The sequence below is a fragment of the Halomonas sp. DP8Y7-3 genome, assembly GCF_019801675.1.
Lineage (GTDB): Bacteria > Pseudomonadota > Gammaproteobacteria > Pseudomonadales > Halomonadaceae > Halomonas > Halomonas litopenaei_A.
Genome location: NZ_JAHVIO010000004.1, coordinates 520,934 through 542,035, shown reverse-complemented (window position 1 = coordinate 542,035; position 21,102 = coordinate 520,934). Strand labels below are relative to the sequence as shown.

Here is a 21,102-nt window from a genome sequence, read left to right as displayed (position 1 = left end):
CGTTATTCGTTAGGGGGTTCATTCGCCGCCCTGGGGTTGATACCAGGCTTGATACCAGGGTTGATGCCAGGGCCAGCGGCAGGTGTAGTCGTCAGGGGTGATCGTCAGGGGTGATCGTCAGAGATGAGCGCCAGGCGGGAGTCGTCCAGGCCATAGCAGCGCACGGCGTTATCGCAGAACATCGCCAGACGCTGCTCACGGGTATAGCCCGCACTCACCGCCTTGAAGGCGTCGAACAGCTCGGCGAGATCGACAACGAGGCTGTCCACCGGGAAGTTGCTGGCGAACATGCAGCGCTCGGGGCCGAACAGCTCGATGGCGGTATGCAGCAGTTCACGATTGTCGGCGAGCCGCCAGGGCTGGTCCGCAAGGCCAATGCCCGAGAGCTTGAGCATGACCTGGGGATAGACGGCGACCTTGTGCATGGCGGCGCGCCAGCCTGCCAGAGTTGCGGGATCGCGATCTCCCGGAACACCGGCATGGTTGATCACCACCGGCATGTCGGGGTGGCGCTCGAGCAGTGTCACAAGCTCGCCCAAATGCCACCAAGGCACCTGCAGCTCGAAGATCCAGCCCCGCCGCGCCAGGGCCGCCACGCCGGTCTGATAGCGCGAGCATTCCAGCGAACCGGCCAGGCCATGACCCGGCCGATAGTCTTGCCGTCGCATGCTGGTCGGCTTGTGGCGCACCCCCTTGACCAGCGGATAGTCGGACAGCGCCGCCAGCTGCTCCTCGATATCGTCACGGTCCAGCCAGGCTTGGGCCAGCATGGCATTGGGCCAGCCTGTCGCCTGATGCAGGCGCTGGATCCAGGCCGCCTCACCCACGGCCTGGTCCGGCGCCCACTCGGCCTCCATGTAGACGCACCCCAGCACTCGGTGAACGCCGGCCAGGCGCCGGTACTCCTGTGGCAGAAAGGGACACCGAATGGCCCGGTAATCGCCGTAGCGAAACGGGATCAGCGGCTCGTCACACAGCCAGGGATGGTAATTTTGGGTCGGGTCCCAGAAATGCAGGTGCGCATCGACGATCGGCAGATCGCGATCCTCACCGCTTTCCAGAAAGCGCCGGCGCGCTACGTCAAGCTGCATGACCACTCCTCCTGCTGGGGCGCCCTGGGCTACTCGGCCTTGGCGGCGACGATGGCATCGATCAGTTCGCTGCCGTACTCGTCGGCGAAGGTCGAGCGCACCGAATCCGCCACCGCCTCGCGCATGGAATCTCGATCCGGGGATTCGACCACCTGCATGCCCTGCTCCTTGAGGAAGGCCAGGTCGTCGGCCATGCCATCCGCCAACAGGGCACGCTCGTAACTGGCGGCTTCCCGGGCGGCCTCCACCAACAGACGACGCTGGTCCTCGGGCAGTCCTTCGAACTTGGCCTTGTTCATCACCAGCGGGGCTGCGGTGTAGGCGTGGGCCGTCAGCGACAGGTGGTCCTGCACCTCGTAGAAGTTGGCCGAGCGGATCAGGCTGACCGGGTTCTCCTGACCGTCCACGGTGCGGGTCTCCAACGACGTGAACAGCTCAGTGAAAGGCATCGGCGTAGGGTTGGCCCCGAGCGCCTGGAAGGCCGCGATATGGGCCGGATTCGGCGTGGTGCGCAGCTTCAGCCCCTCGATGTCGGCGGCGGTTTCCACCGCCCGGCGGGAGTTGGTCAGGTTGCGAAAGCCGATCTCCCAGAACGCCAGCCCGGTCATGTCGTGCTCGCCGAGTTTGTCCAGCAGCGACTGACCGACGTCGCCGTCCAGCACCCGGTAAGCGTGGTCGTAGTCGTCAAACAGGAACGGCAGGTCGAGCACGTTGAGTTCGCCCACCAGGCCGGTGTAGTAGGGATTGCCGGTCAGTGCGATATCGACGCTGCCGCTGCGTACCCCACTGACCAGGGCGGTGTCGCTGCCCAACTGGCCACTGGGGAAGACACGCACTTCCAGCTCGCCATCGCTGCCCTCCTTGACCAGTTCGGCGAAGCGCTCGGCGGCCTTGTGCTGGGCATCCTGCACCGGGTGGGTGTGGGCGAAAGTCAGCGTCGCGGCAGACACCGAGGCCGCGCCAAGGACACAACCTCCGGCCAGGGCAGCGAGCGCGGTAGAACGAAGGGTCGGAGCAAAGGCGTTCAGGGACGTTATCATTATCGTATCCTCGAGGAGGTGATAGACACCGCCACGTCATCCAGGCGCGGCGGTGATCTGCGCTAAGCGCTTCGGCGTTTACAGTGCAGTGGGCCGGGTCTCGGCCTCGGGGGCTGCCTCCTCCTGAGCCAGCAGATTACGTAATGGACGGCCAAAGGCCGGCAACTCGATCTCGTAACGATCCCCCGGTGCCACCTGGATGCCGTCGGCGAAGCTCAGGGTGGCGGTACCGAAGAAATGCACGTGCACATCCCCAGGGGCGCGAAAGCCTGCGTACTTGAAGTGGTGGCGCTCCAGGTTGGCGATGCTGTGGGACATATTGGCCTCGCCGGTGAGAAACGACTTCTCCCAGCGCACCTCGCCGGCACGGGTGATACGGCTCACCCCTTCCAGATGCTCGGGCAGCTCACCGATATGCAGCTCCGGCCCGAAGCTGCACTGACGCAGCTTGGAATGGGCCAGCCACAGGTAGTTGTGGCGCTCGGTGACATGGTCGGAGAACTCGTTGCCGATGGCGAAGCCGACCCGGTAGGGGCGCCCGTCGGACCCATTGACGTACAGCCCGACCAGCTCCGGCTCCTCACCGGCATCCTCGGCAAAGGCCGGTGACGTCAGCGTAGCCTCTGGGGCCACCACCCAGCGTCCGTCCCCCTTGTAGAACCACTCGGGCTGGGCGCCGCTCTCACCCGGGCCAGGCTTGCCGCCTTCGACCCCCATCTGGAACATGCGCATGGAATCGGTCAGCTCGGCTTCGCTGGCACCCTCGATCTTGGCATGCATGGCGCTGCGGGTATCGGCGCTGCCCAGGTGGGTCAGGCCGGTACCGGTCACCAGACAGTGGGCCGGGTCCGGATGGGTCAGCGGCGGCCGCAAGCGTCCTTCGTCGACCAGTGCCTGGTAGTCGACGCTGCCCGTCTCCAGGCGTGCCTCGATCACGCTGGCGAGAGACGTCCCCGTGTCGATGGCCTGCAAGGCCAGGGCATAGACCCCCCCATCGATATCGATGGGGGTGACCCGCTCAGGGCTATCGACCAGCGCAGCGCGCAGGCGACCCTGCTCTTCATACTGGATCACACGCATGGTCGTCTCACTCGATGATGGTGAACTGGTCGAAGTACTGTTCGTTGAGCTCGAGCCCCAGACCAGGCAGGTCGTCATCCAGATCGAGGAAGCCATTGACCGGTTCGGGGTCACCCTTGAACAGGTAATAGAACAGTTCATTGCCGATTTCGACGTCATGCACCGGGAAGAACTCTGACATCGGAGACGCCAATGTCGACATGGTCAGATGGTAGTTGTGCATCTGGCCGGCATGGGGGATGACCGGCACGCTGAACGACTCGGCGATGGCGTTGATCTTGCGCGCGGCGGTGATACCACCGACCCGGTTGGTGTCGTACTGCACCACTGATACGGCGCGCTTCTCCAGCAGCTGGCGGAAACCATAGTGGTTGAACTCATGTTCGCCACCGGAGATCGGAATGCTGGTCAATGCATTGAGTTCGGCGTAGCCATCGATGTCATCTGCCAGCACCGGTTCCTCGAGCCAGCGCGGCTCGAAGCGCTCGAGCTTCGGCAGGATGCGCTTGGCATATTCCAGGTTCCAGCCCATATAGCACTCGAGCATCAGGTCGATGTCGTCGCCGATGACCTCGCGCACCGCAGCGACGCTCTTGAGGTTTTCGCGTACCCCTTCCGGGCCGTCCTTCGGGCCATAGCCAAAGCGCATCTTCATGGCCTTGAAGCCCTGGTCCAGATAGGACTGGGCCTCACGCTGCATCTCATTGAGGTCGGTGCGATAGAGCTTGGAGGCGTAGCAGGGAATCTTCTCCTTGGTGCGTCCGCCGAGCAGCTTGAACACCGGCTTGCCGACCGCCTTGCCCATCAGGTCCCAGATGGCGATATCGACGCCGGAAATCGCCGCCATACCGATACCACGACGACCCCAGGCATGGGTCGAGCGATACATGCGCTGCCACAGGTACTCGTAGTCGAAGGGGTCTTGGCCAATCACCAGCGGCGCCAGATATTGATCGATGATCGCCTTGGCGATGCGCGGTGCCAGGGCCACATTGCCGAGGCCAACGAGGCCAGCGTCGGTCTCGACCTCTACCGTGGTCCAGCCGTGGAAACGGAAGGTCCCCATGGAGTCGCCCTTGTCCCACAGCTCGTCCATGGCGTTGGAGCAGAAGTGCGCCTGGGGCGCTACCGTATGACCGTTCCACTCAAAGACTCGGGTACGTACGTTTGTGATCTTCATGTCGGTTCCTGTCGCATTCTTGTCATGCCGCCCAAGCTGCCGATGCTCGTATCGCCATCACCGCTATCGGCAAGAGTTGCCGCCAAGGCCGATGGCCGGGGCTGGTTAAAAGGGCTGGTTCATAGGGCTGGTTAAAAGGGCTGGTTAAAAGGGCTGGTAAATAGAGAAGCCGTCGATCAGTTGAGGCACATGGCCTTGACCAGGTTGAAGGCGTTACGAGTCGGGGTCAGGTTGGCCTTGCCCTGGCCCGCGATATCGAAGGCGGTGCCATGGGCCGGCGACCCTACCGGCACCGGCAGGCCACCGAGAATGGTCACGCCACGATCGAAGCCCAGCATCTTGATCGCGATCTGGCCCTGGTCGTGGTACATGGTGACTACCGCGTCCAGCTCGCCATCACGGGCCTTGAGAAACACCGTGTCAGCAGGGAAAGGCCCCACGATGGGGTAGCCCTTGGCGACGCATGCCTCCACCGCCGGGGCGATGATGTCGATCTCTTCGCGGCCACAGGTGCCACCCTCGCCGGCGTGGGGATTGAAGCCCGCCACCGCGACCCTGGGCGCGTCGAAGCCGGCCTTTTTCAGGGTGTCGTGGATCAGGGTGGCCGCTGCGACGATGCGTTCTTCGGTGATGTAGGTGTGGGCGTCCTTGAGCGGCACATGGGACGAGATACGCGAGGTCCAAAGCGTTCCCAGGGTATTGAACTCACTGAAGAAGGTGGTCACCCCCAGCTTCTCGACGAACCAGTGCAGCTCGTCCTCGTGGCCCAGCCCACCGAGCTTCATGGCGTACTTGTTGAGCGGCGCAAAGCAGATACCGTCGACCTCGCCGGCCTTGTGGGCCTCGATGCAGCGGCTCAGCACCGCCAGCACCGAGGCGCCACCCGCGGCGTTGGCCTCGGCGTAGGCGGTCTGCTCAGGCGACACCGTGTCCATCTCGAGAAATACCGGACCACTGTGATCGCGGGCCTCCTTAAAGCTCTCCACCTCGGGCAGTTCGAGGTTCACCCCAGCCACGCGCTGGCCTTCCTGCCATAGCCAGCGGTCGCCAATCAGCACGGTATGGCAGCCCTGGGTGGCCTCGCCCTCGGCCAACAGCTTGGCCACCAGTTCCGGGCCGATACCGCCAGGGTCACCGAGGGTCAGCGCGATCAGGGGAGTCTTCTGGGTCATGTCGTTATTCCTTGTTCGATTGTCTGTAGCGCCAGTAAGGCGGAAGTTCGAAAGCGTCAGCCGTAGAAGGCATGGACCAGGCTCATGGGGATCGCCGGCACGTAGGTGACCAGCATCAGCACCACGAACAGCACGAAGATCATCGGCAGGTTGACCTTGGTCACCTCCCACATGTCGGTCTTGGCGATCGAGCAGGAGGTCGCCAGCACCGAGGCCACCGGCGGCGTCTGCTGGCCGATGGCCAGGTTGAGCGTCAGGATCAGGCCGAAGTGAATCGGGTCGATGCCGATCTGCTGGACCAGCGGCATCACGATGGGCACCACCAGAATGATCGCGGCGGCCCCGTGCAGGAACATGCCGAGCAGCAGCAGCAGGATGTTGAGCAACGCCAGTACCGCCACCGGGTCGCTGGTGATGGCGGTAATCTGGCGCGCCAGCTCCTGGGGCAGCTGCATTTCAGTGAGAAACAGCCCCAGCACCGCGGAGGTCGCCACCAGCAGCATCACCACCGCGGTCTGGATCACGCCTTCGATCACCGCGCGGTAGAGAATCTTGAGATTGAGCTCGCGGTAGACCAGGCCGCCGATGACCAGCGCGGCCAGCACCGCGATACCTGCTCCCTCGGTGGCGGTGACAAAGCCGCCGAAGATGCCGCCGAGGATGATCACCGGCAGGGTCAGCGCCCAGAAGGCTTCCTTGAACGCCTTGCCCAGGCGCGACAGCGAAAAGGCCTCTTCGCGGGGCAGGTCGTACTTCACCGCGTAGTAGTAGCAGGCCATGGCCAGGCCGACGCCGCCCAGGATGCCGGGAATGATGCCGGCCACGAACAGCTTGACGATGGAGGTGTCGGCGATGGCGCCGTACAGGATCATCGACAGCGACGGCGGAATGATGATCGCCAGCGACGCCGAGGATGAGGTGATGGCCGCAGAGAAGTTGGCGTTGTACTTGCGCCGCTTCATCTCGGGAATCAATACCGAACCGGTGGCCGCCACGTCAGCCACGGCGGACCCCGAGATTTCGGCGAAGAACATCGACACCCCGACGTTGACCATGGCCAGGCCGCCACGGACGAAGCCGACCATGGCGGAGACCAGGTTGATCAGGCGCAGCGAGATGCCGGAGGTATTCATCAGGGCGCCGGCAAAGATGAACAGCGGAATGGCGATCAGCGGAAACTTGGTGGCGCCGTTGAACAGCGTCAATGGCACATTGACCAGGGAATCGACGCCCATGAAGACGGCCACCCCGACCACGCCCACGGTGCCGATGGCCACCGCGATGGGCACATTGATCAGTACCAGCGCGAACAGCGCGGCGATCACGATCAAAAGCGTCATGAGCGGTGCTCCTTCAAGTCTTGCTCGGCGATGCGGATCGCCTCTTCGATGGCTTCCTCTTCGCTGTCGATACCGGCACGTACCTTGTTCCACGCCACCGGTAGGCTCAGCAGTTCACACAGGATGAACAGCACAGCGCTAATCGGAATCACCGACTGAGTCACATCCAGCCCGATCGACGGCAGCGCCACCAGGCTGTCCCAGGCCAGGATCGGCAGCACCAGGTAGCCGTAGTAGCCCACCGCCAGAAAGAAGCCGACAACGATGATCTCGGAAAGCACAAACAGACTGCTGCGAAGGCCAGGGCTGGCCTTGGCGACGAGACCGGGAAAGCCCATGTGGGCACGCTTGAGCGCGGCCAGACAGGCGCCGTAGAAGCTCAACCAGGCCAGGTTGATGGAGGCCACCTCGTCGTACCAGGGCAGATTGCCGCCAAAGGTACGCAGTGCCACGGCGACCAGCACGATGGTCGTCAGTGTCAGCAGCAAGGTGACGGTGAAGCACTCCAGCAGGCGTTCCAGCCACAGGCGTGCCGTGTCGAGCGGCGTCATGGTCTCGATCTCCAGCAGGGATAGATGGGCAGCGGGTATAGCAACAACAGAGAAAGGACAGTAGCCACCAGGGATGCCATGGCGACGTCCCTGGTGGCACCCGGCCGGTTATTCGCCGGCCAGGCCCAGCGCCCGATCGATCAGCGCCTGGCCGCCGTCCACCTGACTGGCAAAGGCTTCATAGACCGGTGTACTGGCTTCCACGAAAGCGCCGCGGTCGACCATGTTGACCTGCATGCCGGCCTCCTCCAGCACCGACACCAGCTCGCCGTCCAGCGCTTCACCCTTGGCCAGCGCCCACCCCTGGGTTTCCACGGCCACCTCCTGGATGGCGCTGCGCACGTCCTCCGGCAGTTTTTCCCAGCCGCCCTTGCCGGCGGTCAGCCAGATCGGCGAATAGACGTGGTTGGACAGCGACAGATAGTCCTGTACTTCCTGGAACTTGGCGCCGTCGATATTGGACAGCGGGTTCTCCTGACCATCGACGACGCCGGTCTGCAGCGCCACGAATACCTCGGAGAAGGCCATCGGCGTGGGATTGGCCCCCCAGGTCTCGAACATGCGTGTACGCCACTCGCTCTGGGGGGTACGCAGCTTCAGACCATCCAGGTCCTCCGGCACATTGACCGGACGCTCATTGTTGGTGATCTGGCGAAACCCGTTCTCCCAGGTCGACACGATCTCAAGCCCCTGCTCACGAGCATCCTCGGCCAGGTCGGTCATGACGATGTCTTGATCCACGGCCACCAGGTGCTGGCGATCCTTGACCAGAAACGGCAGATCGAACAGCGCGAAGCTCGGCGCCACCGACGACATGATCGATGAGATGGCGGCCAGGTCGACGGTACCAAGACGCAGCTTCTGGATCAGTTGGCGTTCATCGCCGATCTGACCACTGTGGTAGTACTCCACCTGGTGGGCGTCGCCCAGGCGCTCCTGCAGCGCGTCGGCGAAGTACTGGGAGGTCTGGCCTTGCAAGCTGCCGGGCGCGCCACCGATGGCGAAGACGATCTTGTCAGCCTGGGCAACGGTGGACGCCAGGGCCAGCGTCAGAGCGGAGAGAGCGAGCGTGCACTTGTTCATGGGATGCTCCTGAGCGTTGGTATCGTTGTTATGTCGATATGATTGTTATTGGGAGTGCCGGTCATGGCCGCTGGAGTCGCCTGCTGGCCCCCGCCATGGCGAGGCTCCGCTGCCATCTGGTCTAGTGGTTGGATTACCAGACCAGTTGAAACGAAATCTAGGCGTGACGTTCCAGACCAGTCAACTGCTTTGGCGTAAAACTAGACCTTTGTCTAGCAGATAGTCGCAACGAACAAGAGATACGTTTCCGTCGAGATTGATCTGGTCTAACATGCAGACCAGAAAGCCGTGGAAAGCGCGAGGCCCGCGCCAGCCCGACGACAGCCAATGCCATCGCGGCATCATCCACTACCGAAACGAACGACAGAGCCGACGGCGGATACCGCGCCGGAGGTTGCCGGACGACGTCGACGCATGAGAGGGACCACGCCATGGAAAGCTCGGCCTTTGCCTTCGAGAAGACCCTGAAGAACAAGACAAAAAAAGACATCCTGGCGGACAAGCTGGTGGGCATGATCTTGGACGGCCTGCTGCGAGACGGCGATGTGATGCCAAGTGAGCGAGACCTGGCGCAGCTGTTCGGGGTCAGCCGTGAAACCGTGCGCGGCGCCATGTCGCTGGTCAGCGGCTATGGCCTGATCAGCGTCTCCCACGGCGCCAAGACGCGAGTGTGTGCCACCGACCGGGACCTGGAGGCCTATCGGCGCCAGCACGGGTTCGATGAAGGGCATGCCGTCAACCGTCATGACGTCGACAGCGTATTTGAAAGCCGTATCGTGGTGGAGGCAGCGATTGCCCGCAAGGCCGCCATGAATATCGACGACGATGGCCTCATGCGCCTTGAGCGCCTGCTGCACGCCCAGGCCGACATGTTCGATTCACCGGTGCCTTTCCAGCTATCGGACCAGAACTTTCACAAACTGATCTCGGAGTACGCCCGCAACGAGATCCTCGCCGGCTACAGCGAGGAACTCTACGCCTACGGCCTCAATGTGCGTCGCCAGGTGATGATCGAACCCGGCGCCATCGAACGCAGCTACCGGGAACACTGCCACATACTCGACGCCTTGAAGCGTCGCGACCCCGACGCCGCCGAGCGCGCCATGCTGGCCCACCTGGACAGCGTCTACCGCACCACCCGGGCCAAGCTGGGGCAGGAGGCGTAAGCGGCCTCCAACACGGTACAGGCCCACAACGAGCAAGCCCGGCGCATTGGCCGGGCTTGCCGACAAGCGTCAAGCTGAAAAGTCAGCAAGCGCTCACATATCCCCAAACCTCGATTGAAGCAGGGTCAATGCCACCACTGGGGCGGTTTCGGTGCGCAGGATGCGTGGTCCCAGCGTGAGGGCAGCGAACCCCTTGGCGCTCGCCGCCTCAACCTCGGCGAGGGACAGGCCGCCTTCCGGGCCGATCAGCACACAGGCGCGGTCGACGGCGTCAACGCGATCGAGGACCCCAGGCGTACCGGGGTGCAGCACCAGTTTCAGCGGCTCATCGCGCTGGCCAAGCCAGTGCTCCAGTGTCTGAGGCTCATGTACCGGGGGCACCGTGGCCCGCCCGCACTGCTCACAGGCACTGACCGCCACGGCTTGCCAATGCGCCAGCTTCTTGGCCTCGCGCTCCCCCTTCAGACGCACATCACCGTGCTCGGTGTACAACGGCGTGATCGCCGCTGCTCCAAGCTCGACCGCCTTCTGGATGGCATAGTCCATCCGATCCCCCTTGGAGATCGCCTGGCCAAGGTGAACCGACAGGGGCGACTCGCCGCTACCGTCTCTTACCTCACGTATGTGAACGCTTACTTTCTTTCGGTCGGCCTCAGCGATGCTGGCGCAAGCCTCCTGGCCTTGGCCATCGAACAGTACCAGCGAATCGCCTGGCTTGAGCCGCAGTACGCGCCCCACATGTCGCGCGGCTCCTTCGGGCAGAACGACGTCGCCGCCAGCGACAAGCGCGGCGGCGACGTGAATGCGGGGGCCCCGGAAGGCGATATCGCTCATCAGTGAGCGGTCGGCGCCTGTTCGCCCTGAGCCGCACCTTGCTGCTCGGCTTCGCGACGCTTCTTCTGGGCGTACAGTGCTTCGAAGTTGACCGGCGCCAGCATCAGCGGCGGGAAACCACCGCGGTTGACCAGGCTGTCAACACACTCGCGAGCATACGGGAACAGCACATTGGGGCAGAAAGCACCCAGGGTGTGGTCCAGCTGGTCGCCTTCGATACCCGTGATGCGGAACAGGCCAGCCTGCTCGATCTCGGCGAGGAAGCAGGTGGTGCCGCTCTCGCTATGGGTCACCTGGGCGGTCACCTTGATCACCACCTCGTACAGACCCTCGCTGACCTTGGCGCTGCGCGTATCCAGGTCAAGTCCGACCTTCGGCTTGAACGGCTGGCCAAAGACGCCTGGGGAGTTGGGCGCTTCGAAGGAGATGTCCTTCACGTAGATGCGCTGCAGAGAAAACTGCACCTGCGGCTTTTCCTGATCCTGCTGACCGGCGGCCTGGGCACCGGCGTTCTGGTTGTTGTCATCTGCCATGGTAAAAATCCTTGAAACGGGTAATCAGAAATCAGTGCGGGCGATCATTTCTTGACGATGGGCAGGTTATCGGTCTGCCACTGGGTCATGCCACCCTTGAGCTTGAACACACGCTCGAAACCGGCTTTTTTCAGCTTGGCCGCTACGGCGCCAGAGCTCTGGCCATGCTTGCACACCACTACGATGGGCGATGACTTGACCTTGTCGAGCTCGTTAAGGCGATTGTCGAGGTTGCTCTGGGGGATATTGCGCGCACCGGCAATATGCCCTGCCTTGAAGTCGTTCTTGTCGCGCACGTCGAGGATCACGGCGTCCTCGCGGTTGACCATCTGAGTGGCCTCACTGGTCGTGACGCCACCGGCATTGGCATTGCGCAGCTCATACAGCAGCCAGGCCGTCAGCACGGCCAGGAAGGCCGCCACCAGCAGCGGATGGTTCTGCACAAATTCGAACAGCTGATCGATCATGGGCTCGGCTAACTCTTGTCGGATGCAAAGATGGTGAAGGCCTGGGGCGCAGGATCAAGGCGCGGGGTCAGACACCACCTGCGAAGCGCTCGATCACCGCCAGGGAAGCACGCCAGCATCGCCTGCGTCTCCCCTGACCGCCGCGGGGCGGCCAGTATACACGACTCAGCGCTGATGCCTCGCGGTCAGTGCCCCCTCGGGGCAATGACGCTTGACGCCAGCGTGCGATATGATGCCGCAAGGAAGTTCGTGTCGCGAGCCCGTTCGCCTACGCCATAAGCCCGTCAGCGACGTTTGGCATGCCATGCTGCACGCTTCCCGCAACGCCAGGCACCAGCGTTAATTCACGACACCCCAGGACATCCCCCGTCATCCACCGCGATGACCACAGAGAAGGATGCCGGGCGAGGTCACCTTGAGCTAGAGGCTATTCCTCATGACGGACACTGCGACCGCACCGCGCCCGGTGGCGCTGATCATTCTCGACGGCTACGGACACAACGAAGATACCGCGTCCAATGCCGTTGCCGCCGCCGACACTCCTCATATGGACCGCCTGTGGAAGGAGCGTCCCCACACGCTGATCCACACCGATGGGCGCCATGTGGGCCTGCCGGACGGCCAGATGGGTAACTCAGAGGTCGGCCATATGAACCTGGGTGCCGGGCGTATCGTCTATCAGGACTTTACCCGCATCACCAAGGCCATCGAGGACGGTGAGATTGACCACAATGTCGTTCTGACCGCACCGATCGACGCTGCCGTCAGTGCCGGCAAGGCCGTCCATCTGTTGGGGCTACTTTCCCCTGGTGGCGTACATAGCCACGAGGACCACCTGCTGGCCATCGCCGAGATGGCCGCCCGCCGCGGCGCCACCCGCATCTACCTGCACGGGTTCCTGGACGGCCGCGACACAGCGCCCAAGAGCGCCCAGGCGTCGATCGAGCGCGCCAACGCCAAGCTCGCTGAGCTGGTGGGCAAAGATAACGGCTATGTGGCGTCGATCATCGGTCGCTACTTCGCGATGGACCGTGACAACCGCTGGGAGCGAGTGGAAAAGGCCTACCGCCTGATTACCGAAGGCCACGGCGAGCAGCAGGCCGAAAGTGCCGAAGCGGGTCTCGCCGCCGCCTACGAACGTGGTGAAACCGACGAGTTTGTGGCCGCTACCAGCGTGCGGCCCAACGGCGAGGCCGTCACCGTCAACGATGGTGACGCCCTGCTGTTCCTCAATTTCCGCGCCGATCGCGCCCGCGAACTCACCCGCGCCTTTGTGCTCGAGGACTTCGACGGCTTCAACCGTCAAGCACGGCCGACACTGGCCGCCGATGGTCTGGTCATGCTGACCCAGTACGCGGCAGACATTCCCGCTCCCTCGGCCTTCCCGCCCGCAGACCTGACCAACACCCTGGGTGAGGTGATGGAGCGTCGCGGCAAGACCCAGCTGCGTATCGCCGAGACCGAAAAGTACGCGCACGTGACGTTTTTCTTCTCCGGCGGCCGCGAGCAGGAATTCGAAGGTGAGAAGCGCGCCCTGATTCCTTCCCCCCAGGACGTCAAGACCTACGACGAAAAGCCCGAGATGAGCGCCTTTGAGCTGACCGACACCCTGGTCGAGGCCATCGATGGCGGCAGCTATGACCTGATCATCTGCAACTACGCCAACGGCGACATGGTCGGCCACACCGGCGACTTCAACGCCGCCAAGGCCGCCATCGAGGCAGTGGACAAGTGCGTAGGCCGTGTGGTCGAGGCGATCGAGAGAGCGGGGGGTGCCTGTCTGATCACCGCCGACCACGGCAACGCCGAACAGATGGTGCATCCGCAGACAGGCAACCCGCAGACCGCCCACACCACCTTCCCGGTGCCACTGGTGTATGTCGGCAGCCGCGAGGCCCGGCTCAAGGATGGCGGGCGCCTGTGCGATCTTGCTCCCACGCTGCTGACGATGATGAACGAAACCGTGCCTGAGGAAATGACCGGCGAGGTGCTGATCGAACTGTCGTGAGACGCTTCTTCGTACCCTTTCGTCAAGGCCGACCCGCCGCCCTTGCACGCTCAGCCATGACGCCGTCTCCCACGAGGCGGCGTCATGGCCTCGCAAGCACGCCTCATGGCCGCTGCGGCACGTTTCTGCTTGCCGCCGCCCTGTGGCTGGGCGGTCTGCCTACCCCACTGACCGGGATGACGGTGGCCTCCTTGCCCGCTGCCTTCGCCAGCCCCGATGAGCGCGAGGCCCAGGCCACCCTGGACGCCATCGGTGAGCGCATTCAGGAGGCCAATCGGCGCCTGGCCAGCACCGATAGCGCTCGCGACGATGCCAGCGCTGACCTGCGTGAGGTGGAAACCGCCCTGGCCGACACCCACCGACAGCTGGATGAGCTGCAGGCCGAGCGCCGGGATATCGACCAGGAAATGGCCGAGCTGGAAAGACGCCGAGAGTTGATGGAGGCGGAACGCGAACAGCAGCAGGCCGCCCTGGCTCGCCAATTGGACGCGCTGTATCGCATGGGAACCACACCACAGCTGAAGCTGCTGCTGAATCAGGACGACCCTGCCCGGCTCGACCGCCTGCAGGCCTACCTCAACCATCTGGCCGAGGCACGCAACCAGCGACTGGATCTGCTGGCACAGCTCAACCGACGCCTGGACGAGAACCGGGACGCGCTGGAGCAGCGCACACAGCGCCTTGCAGCGCTCAGGGCCGACGTTGAAGCCCGCAGCCAGTCCCTGGCCCGCCAGAGCCAGGAACGCCAGGCCCTGGTGAACGAGCTGGACCAGCGTTATGACACCGAAGCATCGCGCCTGGCAGCGCTCGACCAGGACAGGGCCCACGCCGAACGCGTGCTGCGCGACGTACAGGAGGCCATGACCCGGCTGGAGCGACCGCCCCCGTCCACCGCCATCGAGCGCACTCGCGGCGATCTGCCATGGCCGGTACAGGGCATGATGTTGAGCCGTTTTCACCAGTCCCGTGGCGTCCACCGCAATGGCATCCTGATCCAGGCAGCCTCGGGCACCGCTGTCGAGGCAGTGCATGCCGGGCGCGTGGTGTTTGCCGACTGGATGCGCGGCTTTGGCAATCTGTTGATCATCGATCACGGCGATCAGGTAATGACGCTCTATGCCCACCTGCAGCAGTTCGAGACGAGCGTCGGCAGCAGGGTCGAGCGCGGCCAGGTGCTTGGCCGCGTTGGCGTCAGCGGCGGCCGGGACGCCCCCGGACTGTACTTCGAGGTCCGCCGACGCGGCAGCCCGATTGACCCTAGCGGCTGGATCGCGCGGCGCTGATCCCTGCCATTTCCATACCACCTGCCTGGGGCTATGCTTGAACCTTGCCCCTACGTCGAGCGGAGACCGCATGTTCCAACACCGAGCCGCACATCGCCCCTCGCGCCCTGCGACCGTCACCGGGCTCGGCCTGGCGTGGTGCCTCACCGCCCTGCTGGCCTGGCCCGGCACCAGTCTGGCCCAGACCAGCAGCGCCGACGATGCGCTGCCGATCAACGAAATACAGGCCTTCTCGGAGGTCTTCGAGCGGATCAAGCGTGGCTATGTCGAGGAAGTCGACGATGCCACCCTGCTCAAGAATGCCATGCGCGGCATGTTGTCCGAGCTCGACCCGCATTCCAGTTACCTGGACGAGGACGCCTTCCGCAACCTGCGCGAGACCACCCAGGGCGAATTCGGCGGCATCGGCATCGAGGTCGGGCTCGACGACGGCCAGCTCACGGTCATCACACCGATCGATGATACGCCGGCCCAGCGGGCTGGCCTGGAGGCACGCGATGCCATCCTGCGCATTGATGACACCCCGACGGACCGCCTGACGCTGCAGGAAGCCGTGGACATGATGCGCGGCGACCCAGGTACCGACATCCGCCTCACCGTGGTGGGTGCCGGCGAAGGAGCCCCAAGGGAAGTCACCCTGTCTCGTGAGATCATCCGCACCGACAGCGTGAAGAGCGACGTGCTGGAGCCCGGATACGGCTATCTGCGCATCAGCCAGTTCCAGTCGCGCACCGGTGAGCAGGTCGAAGATGCCCTGGCCGAGCTGCGTGACGAGGGCGCCCAGTCGGGTATCGTGCTGGACCTGCGCAATAACCCTGGAGGCGTTCTGCAATCAGCGGTGGACGTGGCCGACGCCTTCCTCGACAGAGGCCTGATCGTCTATACCGAAGGGCGCTTGGCCGACAGCGACATGAGCTTCTCCGCCACTCGTCGCACCGTGGCGCCCGACGTGCCTCTGGTCATCCTGATCAACGGTGGCAGCGCATCCGCCGCCGAGATCGTGGCAGGCGCGCTGCAGGACCAGCGTCGCGGCGTGGTAATGGGCACCGAGAGCTTCGGAAAGGGATCGGTGCAGCAGATCCTGCCCCTCGGCAATGGAGAAGGGCTGAAGCTGACCACGGCGCTCTACTACACCCCCAACGGGCGCTCGATTCAGGCCCAGGGCATCGAGCCCGATGTGGAAGTCGTGCGGGGCCGGCTCGAGGTCGCGGAAAGCAGCGGCTTGAGGATTCGTGAAGCCGACCTGCAAGGGCACCTAGGCGAGGATAGCCAGCGAGACAGGAGCGACCAGAGCGACAGACTGGCTGGAGACTATCAGCTCGGCGAGGCCCTGAACCTGCTCAAGGCGCTGAATGTCATCAGCCAGCGCACCCCTCAGTAAGACGCAGGTGGCCAGGTCATCCTGGCCACCGTCTCCTGGGCCATCACCAGGGCCCTCACCAGAGCCATCACCTAGTCAATAACGCCTACCGACCGGTGCGGACTGTCATCAGCGACACGACGCCGGCAGGCGCCCGCGCGACCCGGTTGCCTGCTGCATGATCAGGCGCTTGAGCAGCGACACTCGATCGACGCCAGACAAGCCCAGGTTGCGCAGCAGGGTAATACCGGGGTGGCGGCTTCCGAAGAGCCGTCTGAAGCCATCCATCATCACCAGCATCATGCTGTTGTCACCGCGCCTGCGGCGCTCGTAGCGCGCCAGCAGGCGAATGTTGCCCGGAGACACGCCTCGGCGCCGGCCCTCCAGCAATTCCTCGGCCAGCACTGCCGCATCCAGAAAGCCCAGATTGACCCCCTGACCGGCCAACGGGTGAATGCTATGGGCAGCATCACCGACCAGCGCCAGGCCTGGCTGGTGGTAGCGCTCAGCGTGACGCTGGCTCAGCGGAAAACGGATCGCCTGGTCGAGGACCTCGACCGCGCCGAGGCAGTGATCCACGGCAGCCCCCATAGCCTGTCCCAACGCCTCGGACGGCATCTCACACAGCTGCTGCGCATGCTCAGGAGAGGTCGACCAGACGATCGAGCAATAGTGGCTGTCGCCGTCGACCGTCAGCGGCAGAAAGGCCAAGGGTCCGCTGGGCAGAAACGCCTGGCGCGCTACCGCGCCATGCTGACGCTCGGTCCTGACGGTGGTGACCACTGCCTGATGCCCTGTGTCATGTTGGCTGACCTCAATCCCCGCCAACTCGCGTAGTGGTGATCGCGCCCCATCCGCCCCAACCATTAGCGGCGCCGACAGCGTTCTGCCATCCTCCAGGCCCACCTCACGCATATCATCCCTACCGGCCAGACTGACGATTCGCTGGCCATAAAAGCGCCTGATCTGCGGCAGCGCGTCCAGGCAAGCTTCCAGTGAAGCCAGCACCAGGTCGTTCTCGACGATGTGGCCCAGTACCGAAACCCCCGCCTGGTCGGCGCGAAAACGAATCTCGCCGGAGCCCTCGGCATCCCACACCTGCATGCCGGTGTAGGGCGTTACGCGCCGTGATGTAATGTCCGTCCACGCACCAATCCCCTGAAGCAGCCGCTGGGATACAGGCGTCAAGGCGCTTACCCGAGGGGCAGGCGACGCCAGCGGCAGCCTCTGCCGGTCAAGAGGGCCAGGGCGTGGGTCGACCATCGCCACCGACCAGCCGGCGCGTCCCAGCAGTACGGCTAGAACCGCACCGACCATGCCGATGCCCGACACCACGACATCATAGGCTTCTGGCGCCGTCGCACTGGCCGCGTGTTGATCTTGCTCGCTCACCTTAGCCCCCGCCTGTTCTCGAATGCTGAACCATTGCCTGACGCCATCGCGCTGGCAGGCACAGTGTACCGCCATGCCCCTGGCTTCGCTCGCCGCCTTGCTGTCTCATCCTCCTGATGGAGATGCCGCGCTTCCGTGAGGGAGGCCAAATACATCAGCCGAACGCCACTAGGCAGCCGCAGCGCAGCGGATCATCGGCGCAGGCAGTTATGCCCTAACGCTCTATCCCCATCGCTCGCCTGGTCAAGGTCCCGCGCAGCGGGCCACTCAGGTTGAGCCCGATCAGGCCCGCTGCACGAGCATGGGACAGCAGCGGCTGGTCGATGCCAAACAGTCGGATCAGTCCGTCACTGAAGCGCACCACATTACGCTGGTCCGCCTGGCGCCTCCGTTCGAATGCCGACAAGGTGTCACTGCTTCCCGGGGCATGGCCATCTTCCAGCCCTCGGTCAATCGCCTCGACCAGGTCCATCACGCCTCGCAGGGCGAGATTGAAGCCCTGTCCCGCGACCGGGTGGAGGGCATGGGCGGCATTTCCCATCACCGCCAGGCCAGGCCGAGTCGTCTCACGTGCGGTCACCAGTGACAGCGGGTAGACGTGTCGCTTGCCCACCTTGACGAAGGCACCAGCGCGGTCGCCGAAAGCCCGCTGCAACTCGTCGAGAAAACCCCGGTCAGACAGCGCCAGACGACGCTGCTCGCTTTCCCTGGCATGGGTCCACACCAGCTCCATCGACTGCCCGGGCAAAGGCAGCAGCGCCATCGGCCCTTCGCGGGTGAAGCGCTCATAGGCGACGCCCCCATGGGGCCGGGAGACCGCCACATTGGCGATCAGCGCAACCTGCTCGTAGGGCGTGGCATCACTTTCGATGCCCAGCGCCTCTTTCAAGCCTGATCGACCGCCGTCAGCCATGACCGTAAGGCCTGCCTGCAAGGTACGACCTGATGACAGCACCAGTCGGTGTCCGGCAGCACAGGCAGAGATGTGCTCGACCGTTGCGGGACAGTGCCAGTCCAACGGCAGCTCGGCGAGGCGGTGATGCAACACCTGCCCCATCCACGCATTAGGGATCACATAGCCCAAGGCATCGACGCCCATTTCATGCGCACGCAGCCGTGTCGCCCCCAATCGCCCTTTCTCACTGACATGAATCAATGAGATGGGGCTCGCCTGGGGGGCCATGGCCGACCACACACCCAAGGTCTCGAAGTGCGCCGCGGTCCCTGCCGCGATAGCGCTTGCCCGGGCATCGAAGCTGGGCTGCCAGTCACTGGCTGGGGCCGTCGCAGCGGACATTGGCGAGGCTTCGATGACGGCTACCCGCAAGCCACGATCGTGGATCAACCGCGACAGTGCGACGCCCAGGCTGGCGCCGACCAGTCCGCCACCAATAATCGCGACATCCACCTGCTCAACGCCGGCCGACACCTCCTCGCGTGCCACCCCCAAAGGCGCACTGGCGCTCGCCATTTGGCCGGGGGCATCACCTCCGGTATCCGCACCAGCCTGGGCGTTGTCTTGCGCATCGGCAGCCGCTACCGCCTGGGGTGCCGCCTGATCCTGGGGACGACCTTCGGTCATACTGTAATCCTGTAAATATTTTACGTAACAAGCTTTCTGAACACGATAAGGCGATCAGAAAATAACCACATTGTGTAACAATAAAGCCAGCAGCTAGTAGCCAAAAAGTCGCTCCTGGCATCGCTGATTCCCCCTGCCAGACACAAGGTCCTGCCAGGGCCACCTTGCCGGCCAAGCGCCCTCAGAGTCCTTTCCGGTCGATCTCGATCAACTGCCTTGGCCACCTGACGAGACCCTCTAAGTTGGCTGCCAGCAATAAACAGCAGCATTGCCTGACCGTCACACCAGCAAATGGCGGCAGTGACAGCATCGACCAGTGGCGTCTCGGTGCTGCCGACAGCAGCAGAGAATGGCCGCTGACGACGTCGCATGTCGCACGGGCGCGATAGGACACGAGATTCAAGCTGTCGGCGGTTTTATCTATTTTCGATACCGTTAGCACCACGATCACAACAAAATAACCAGCAATACGCAGCATAGCAGGCTCTGCGTCAGAGTGAAGGTTGCGTATCGAGAAGGGGTTCACTGGACGGCAGAGGGCATGACCAGGCGAGAGCGCAGCAGGGCAAGGCGCTCAACCAGTGAGCGGACGAGCAAGGCGACGTAAAGACAACGGCAACAACAACGAGCAGGGGAGAGCGGAGAGATCTAGCCGCCGCGGCTATCGCTTGGGCGCTCAGGGCAAAGGCCGCGGCGAGGGGGGAAACGGACGGTGCAGGCGACACCCGCTGACACCTGGTCCGTGGCAGGGCGTGCCCAGGCAGCGGTAGAACGCCACCTGGGAGCGCGCCTCAATGGGTGGTCGGCGGCTCTTCGTCGACCTTTTCCACTTGCGGCGTGCCCGGATGCTGTTCGGTATAGAGCAACATCGCCGCCATGCGCGCATGCTCGGTCAAGGCGAACAGGTCGTTTTCGTTTTCCGCGCTGTCATCGATATCGGTGTCGATGGCCGCCAGGCCTGCCAGGTCGTCGATGGCTTCCGCCAGCGCCGCCGACCATGCCTTGCGCGGTTCTTCACCGGCATCCTCAACGACCTCAAGAAAACCGAGCGTCCACTCCTTCAGGCCCTGCGCGCGCTCGGCCAGGGAAAACAGCTCGTCAGGCAGCAGCGGCTCAAAATTCAGCTCGCTGGCTGACAGCGCATCCAGGGTCTGGCGGCGCCAACCCAGCAGACGTTCAGCGCTGGCTTCATCCTTGGGCTGGTCGACCCCCAGGGTTAAACAGACCTGCTGCAACCAGCCTTCCGCCGTCAGATCGTGGAGCCCCAGCTCGGCACACAGACGGCCATCCAGAAAGGCCGGCGACTGCATGCTTCCGTGCAGCAGGAAGGTATCGGCAATGGTGGAAAAATCCTGGCGTTCGTTAATCAGTGACATAGCAATTTCCGCTGAAAGAGACGGCATCGGGGAGGGGACTGGGAGGACCGCAGCAACGCCTGGCACCCCCACGCTATCGACGAAGGTCCCGAGGTCATGATGCCTCGCGTTGACCCCCCGCTGACGGCTCTCTTATAGTGACTCGCAATCGATACCCCTGATGGTAACGCATTCTGCCCCTTCGGCGCTGCGTTGACCGAGGCCCTTCCGGAGCCAGGCCCATGACAGATACCACGCGGCATACCACCGACATTACGCTGCTGGAGCGCCCCTATACCATTGCCTGCGCCCCAGAGGAGCAAGAGGGCCTTGAGCGCGCTGCGCGCTACCTGGACCAGGCTATGCAGGGTATTCACGCACGCGGCAAGATGGTGGATCGCGAGAAGATCGCGATCATGGCGGCACTCAACCTGGCCCATGAGCTACTTGGCTTGCGTGACGAGAAGCGCGCCAGTGAGGCCAGTCTCAGTGAGCTGAACACCCGACTGGAGCAGGCCTTGGCCACCGCCCCAGCCCGCGAATCACGTGACTGAGACGCCACGACGCACGTGACTCAGACACACT

The 21,102-nt window shown here is 63.8% G+C and carries 20 protein-coding genes; 5 read left to right on the top strand and 15 right to left on the bottom strand.

Annotated features, from left to right (window positions below; all coding sequences use genetic code 11):
* Positions 1–104 precede the first annotated feature (104 nt).
* The 8 genes from KUV86_RS07625 to KUV86_RS07590 form a co-directional block, all read right to left on the bottom strand.
* Positions 105–1,091, bottom strand: a complete 987-nt coding sequence (locus KUV86_RS07625) for an amidohydrolase family protein (protein ID WP_222484290.1) — start codon at positions 1,089–1,091, stop codon at positions 105–107.
* Positions 1,092–1,120: 29 nt separating this feature from the next.
* A complete protein-coding gene (locus tag KUV86_RS07620) occupies positions 1,121–2,131 on the bottom strand; it encodes a TRAP transporter substrate-binding protein (RefSeq protein WP_222484288.1) in 1,011 nt (336 codons plus the stop codon).
* Between the two features lie 78 nt (positions 2,132–2,209).
* On the bottom strand, positions 2,210–3,211 hold the full coding sequence (gene araD1 / locus KUV86_RS07615) for an AraD1 family protein (protein WP_222484285.1): 1,002 nt from the start codon (positions 3,209–3,211) through the stop codon (positions 2,210–2,212).
* A 7-nt stretch (positions 3,212–3,218) separates the two neighbouring features.
* Positions 3,219–4,391: an L-rhamnonate dehydratase gene (locus tag KUV86_RS07610; protein WP_222162244.1), complete on the bottom strand. Its 1,173-nt coding sequence runs from the start codon at positions 4,389–4,391 to the stop codon at positions 3,219–3,221.
* A gap of 176 nt (positions 4,392–4,567) precedes the next feature.
* The gene (locus KUV86_RS07605; RefSeq protein ID WP_222484283.1) at positions 4,568–5,563 is read right to left on the bottom strand and encodes a 4-hydroxythreonine-4-phosphate dehydrogenase PdxA; all 996 of its coding nucleotides are present in this window, start codon (positions 5,561–5,563) and stop codon (positions 4,568–4,570) included.
* A gap of 56 nt (positions 5,564–5,619) precedes the next feature.
* Positions 5,620–6,903 (bottom strand): TRAP transporter large permease, encoded by a 1,284-nt coding sequence (locus tag KUV86_RS07600; RefSeq protein ID WP_222162246.1) that lies wholly within the window; start codon positions 6,901–6,903, stop codon positions 5,620–5,622.
* On the bottom strand, positions 6,900–7,454 hold the full coding sequence (locus tag KUV86_RS07595) for a TRAP transporter small permease (protein ID WP_222162247.1): 555 nt from the start codon (positions 7,452–7,454) through the stop codon (positions 6,900–6,902). Before KUV86_RS07595 ends, KUV86_RS07600 begins: the two co-directional genes overlap by 4 nt.
* A 108-nt stretch (positions 7,455–7,562) precedes the next feature.
* On the bottom strand, positions 7,563–8,537 hold the full coding sequence (locus KUV86_RS07590) for a TRAP transporter substrate-binding protein (protein ID WP_222162248.1): 975 nt from the start codon (positions 8,535–8,537) through the stop codon (positions 7,563–7,565).
* A gap of 431 nt (positions 8,538–8,968) precedes the next feature.
* On the opposite strand from KUV86_RS07590, the gene KUV86_RS07585 reads away from it, so the two are divergent.
* Positions 8,969–9,703: a FadR/GntR family transcriptional regulator gene (locus KUV86_RS07585; RefSeq protein ID WP_222162249.1), complete on the top strand. Its 735-nt coding sequence runs from the start codon at positions 8,969–8,971 to the stop codon at positions 9,701–9,703.
* Positions 9,704–9,796: 93 nt separating this feature from the next.
* Here KUV86_RS07585 and KUV86_RS07580 read toward each other — a convergent pair whose 3' ends face one another.
* Genes KUV86_RS07580 through KUV86_RS07570 form a run of 3 tightly spaced genes read right to left on the bottom strand, consistent with a single transcriptional unit; the run spans position 9,797 to position 11,537 of the window.
* A complete protein-coding gene (locus tag KUV86_RS07580) occupies positions 9,797–10,537 on the bottom strand; it encodes a 16S rRNA (uracil(1498)-N(3))-methyltransferase (protein WP_222484281.1) in 741 nt (246 codons plus the stop codon).
* A complete protein-coding gene (secB, locus tag KUV86_RS07575; protein WP_206942134.1) occupies positions 10,537–11,070 on the bottom strand; it encodes a protein-export chaperone SecB in 534 nt (177 codons plus the stop codon). The genes KUV86_RS07580 and secB overlap by 1 nt, the downstream gene beginning before the upstream one ends.
* A gap of 44 nt (positions 11,071–11,114) precedes the next feature.
* Complete coding sequence (locus KUV86_RS07570) at positions 11,115–11,537, bottom strand: rhodanese-like domain-containing protein (RefSeq protein ID WP_206942132.1); 423 nt, start codon at positions 11,535–11,537, stop codon at positions 11,115–11,117.
* Between the two features lie 436 nt (positions 11,538–11,973).
* Between KUV86_RS07570 and gpmI the strand changes: the two genes are divergently transcribed.
* From gpmI to KUV86_RS07555, 3 genes are all read left to right on the top strand, one after another.
* Positions 11,974–13,545, top strand: coding sequence for a 2,3-bisphosphoglycerate-independent phosphoglycerate mutase (gene gpmI, locus KUV86_RS07565; RefSeq protein ID WP_206942131.1), 1,572 nt, complete (start codon positions 11,974–11,976; stop codon positions 13,543–13,545).
* A 56-nt stretch (positions 13,546–13,601) separates the two neighbouring features.
* Entirely contained in the window at positions 13,602–14,828 is a 1,227-nt protein-coding gene (locus KUV86_RS07560; protein ID WP_308126690.1) for a murein hydrolase activator EnvC family protein, read from the top strand.
* A gap of 70 nt (positions 14,829–14,898) precedes the next feature.
* Complete coding sequence (locus KUV86_RS07555; protein ID WP_222484279.1) at positions 14,899–16,209, top strand: S41 family peptidase; 1,311 nt, start codon at positions 14,899–14,901, stop codon at positions 16,207–16,209.
* A gap of 108 nt (positions 16,210–16,317) precedes the next feature.
* Here the strand turns inward: KUV86_RS07555 and KUV86_RS07550 are convergent, their stop codons facing one another.
* From KUV86_RS07550 to KUV86_RS07535, 4 genes are all read right to left on the bottom strand, one after another.
* A complete protein-coding gene (locus KUV86_RS07550) occupies positions 16,318–17,505 on the bottom strand; it encodes a UbiH/UbiF/VisC/COQ6 family ubiquinone biosynthesis hydroxylase (RefSeq protein WP_409996343.1) in 1,188 nt (395 codons plus the stop codon).
* A gap of 289 nt (positions 17,506–17,794) precedes the next feature.
* A complete protein-coding gene (gene ubiH, locus KUV86_RS07545) occupies positions 17,795–19,051 on the bottom strand; it encodes a 2-octaprenyl-6-methoxyphenyl hydroxylase (RefSeq protein ID WP_222484486.1) in 1,257 nt (418 codons plus the stop codon).
* Positions 19,052–19,343: 292 nt separating this feature from the next.
* Positions 19,344–19,640, bottom strand: a complete 297-nt coding sequence (locus tag KUV86_RS07540; protein WP_222484276.1) for a hypothetical protein — start codon at positions 19,638–19,640, stop codon at positions 19,344–19,346.
* 313 nt (positions 19,641–19,953) lie between these two features.
* Positions 19,954–20,538 carry a UPF0149 family protein gene (locus tag KUV86_RS07535; RefSeq protein WP_222484275.1) on the bottom strand — a complete coding sequence of 195 codons (585 nt, stop codon included), beginning with the start codon at positions 20,536–20,538 and terminating at the stop codon, positions 19,954–19,956.
* A gap of 221 nt (positions 20,539–20,759) precedes the next feature.
* Here KUV86_RS07535 and KUV86_RS07530 point away from each other — a divergent pair, with 221 nt between their 5' ends.
* Complete coding sequence (locus tag KUV86_RS07530) at positions 20,760–21,071, top strand: cell division protein ZapA (protein WP_206942127.1); 312 nt, start codon at positions 20,760–20,762, stop codon at positions 21,069–21,071.
* Positions 21,072–21,102: the final 31 nt, after the last annotated feature.

Excerpts from the sequence above, each read along its gene's own strand:
- KUV86_RS07610 (WP_222162244.1), bottom strand. The coding sequence starts at position 4,391 with ATGAAGATCACAAACGTACGTACCCGAGTCTTTGAGTGGAACGGTCAT.
- KUV86_RS07550 (WP_409996343.1), bottom strand. The coding sequence starts at position 17,505 with ATGGTCGGTGCGGTTCTAGCCGTACTGCTGGGACGCGCCGGCTGGTCG.
- secB (WP_206942134.1), bottom strand. The coding sequence starts at position 11,070 with ATGGCAGATGACAACAACCAGAACGCCGGTGCCCAGGCCGCCGGTCAG.
- KUV86_RS07580 (WP_222484281.1), bottom strand. The coding sequence starts at position 10,537 with ATGAGCGATATCGCCTTCCGGGGCCCCCGCATTCACGTCGCCGCCGCG.
- KUV86_RS07540 (WP_222484276.1), bottom strand. The coding sequence starts at position 19,640 with ATGCTGCGTATTGCTGGTTATTTTGTTGTGATCGTGGTGCTAACGGTA.
- KUV86_RS07535 (WP_222484275.1), bottom strand. The coding sequence starts at position 20,538 with ATGTCACTGATTAACGAACGCCAGGATTTTTCCACCATTGCCGATACC.
- KUV86_RS07590 (WP_222162248.1), bottom strand. The coding sequence starts at position 8,537 with ATGAACAAGTGCACGCTCGCTCTCTCCGCTCTGACGCTGGCCCTGGCG.
- KUV86_RS07600 (WP_222162246.1), bottom strand. The coding sequence starts at position 6,903 with ATGACGCTTTTGATCGTGATCGCCGCGCTGTTCGCGCTGGTACTGATC.
- gpmI (WP_206942131.1), top strand. The coding sequence starts at position 11,974 with ATGACGGACACTGCGACCGCACCGCGCCCGGTGGCGCTGATCATTCTC.
- KUV86_RS07585 (WP_222162249.1), top strand. The coding sequence starts at position 8,969 with ATGGAAAGCTCGGCCTTTGCCTTCGAGAAGACCCTGAAGAACAAGACA.
- KUV86_RS07625 (WP_222484290.1), bottom strand. The coding sequence starts at position 1,091 with ATGCAGCTTGACGTAGCGCGCCGGCGCTTTCTGGAAAGCGGTGAGGAT.
- KUV86_RS07570 (WP_206942132.1), bottom strand. The coding sequence starts at position 11,537 with ATGATCGATCAGCTGTTCGAATTTGTGCAGAACCATCCGCTGCTGGTG.
- KUV86_RS07560 (WP_308126690.1), top strand. The coding sequence starts at position 13,602 with ATGACGCCGTCTCCCACGAGGCGGCGTCATGGCCTCGCAAGCACGCCT.
- KUV86_RS07555 (WP_222484279.1), top strand. The coding sequence starts at position 14,899 with ATGTTCCAACACCGAGCCGCACATCGCCCCTCGCGCCCTGCGACCGTC.
- KUV86_RS07620 (WP_222484288.1), bottom strand. The coding sequence starts at position 2,131 with ATGATAACGTCCCTGAACGCCTTTGCTCCGACCCTTCGTTCTACCGCG.
- ubiH (WP_222484486.1), bottom strand. The coding sequence starts at position 19,051 with ATGGCGAGCGCCAGTGCGCCTTTGGGGGTGGCACGCGAGGAGGTGTCG.
- KUV86_RS07530 (WP_206942127.1), top strand. The coding sequence starts at position 20,760 with ATGACAGATACCACGCGGCATACCACCGACATTACGCTGCTGGAGCGC.
- KUV86_RS07605 (WP_222484283.1), bottom strand. The coding sequence starts at position 5,563 with ATGACCCAGAAGACTCCCCTGATCGCGCTGACCCTCGGTGACCCTGGC.
- KUV86_RS07595 (WP_222162247.1), bottom strand. The coding sequence starts at position 7,454 with ATGACGCCGCTCGACACGGCACGCCTGTGGCTGGAACGCCTGCTGGAG.
- araD1 (WP_222484285.1), bottom strand. The coding sequence starts at position 3,211 with ATGCGTGTGATCCAGTATGAAGAGCAGGGTCGCCTGCGCGCTGCGCTG.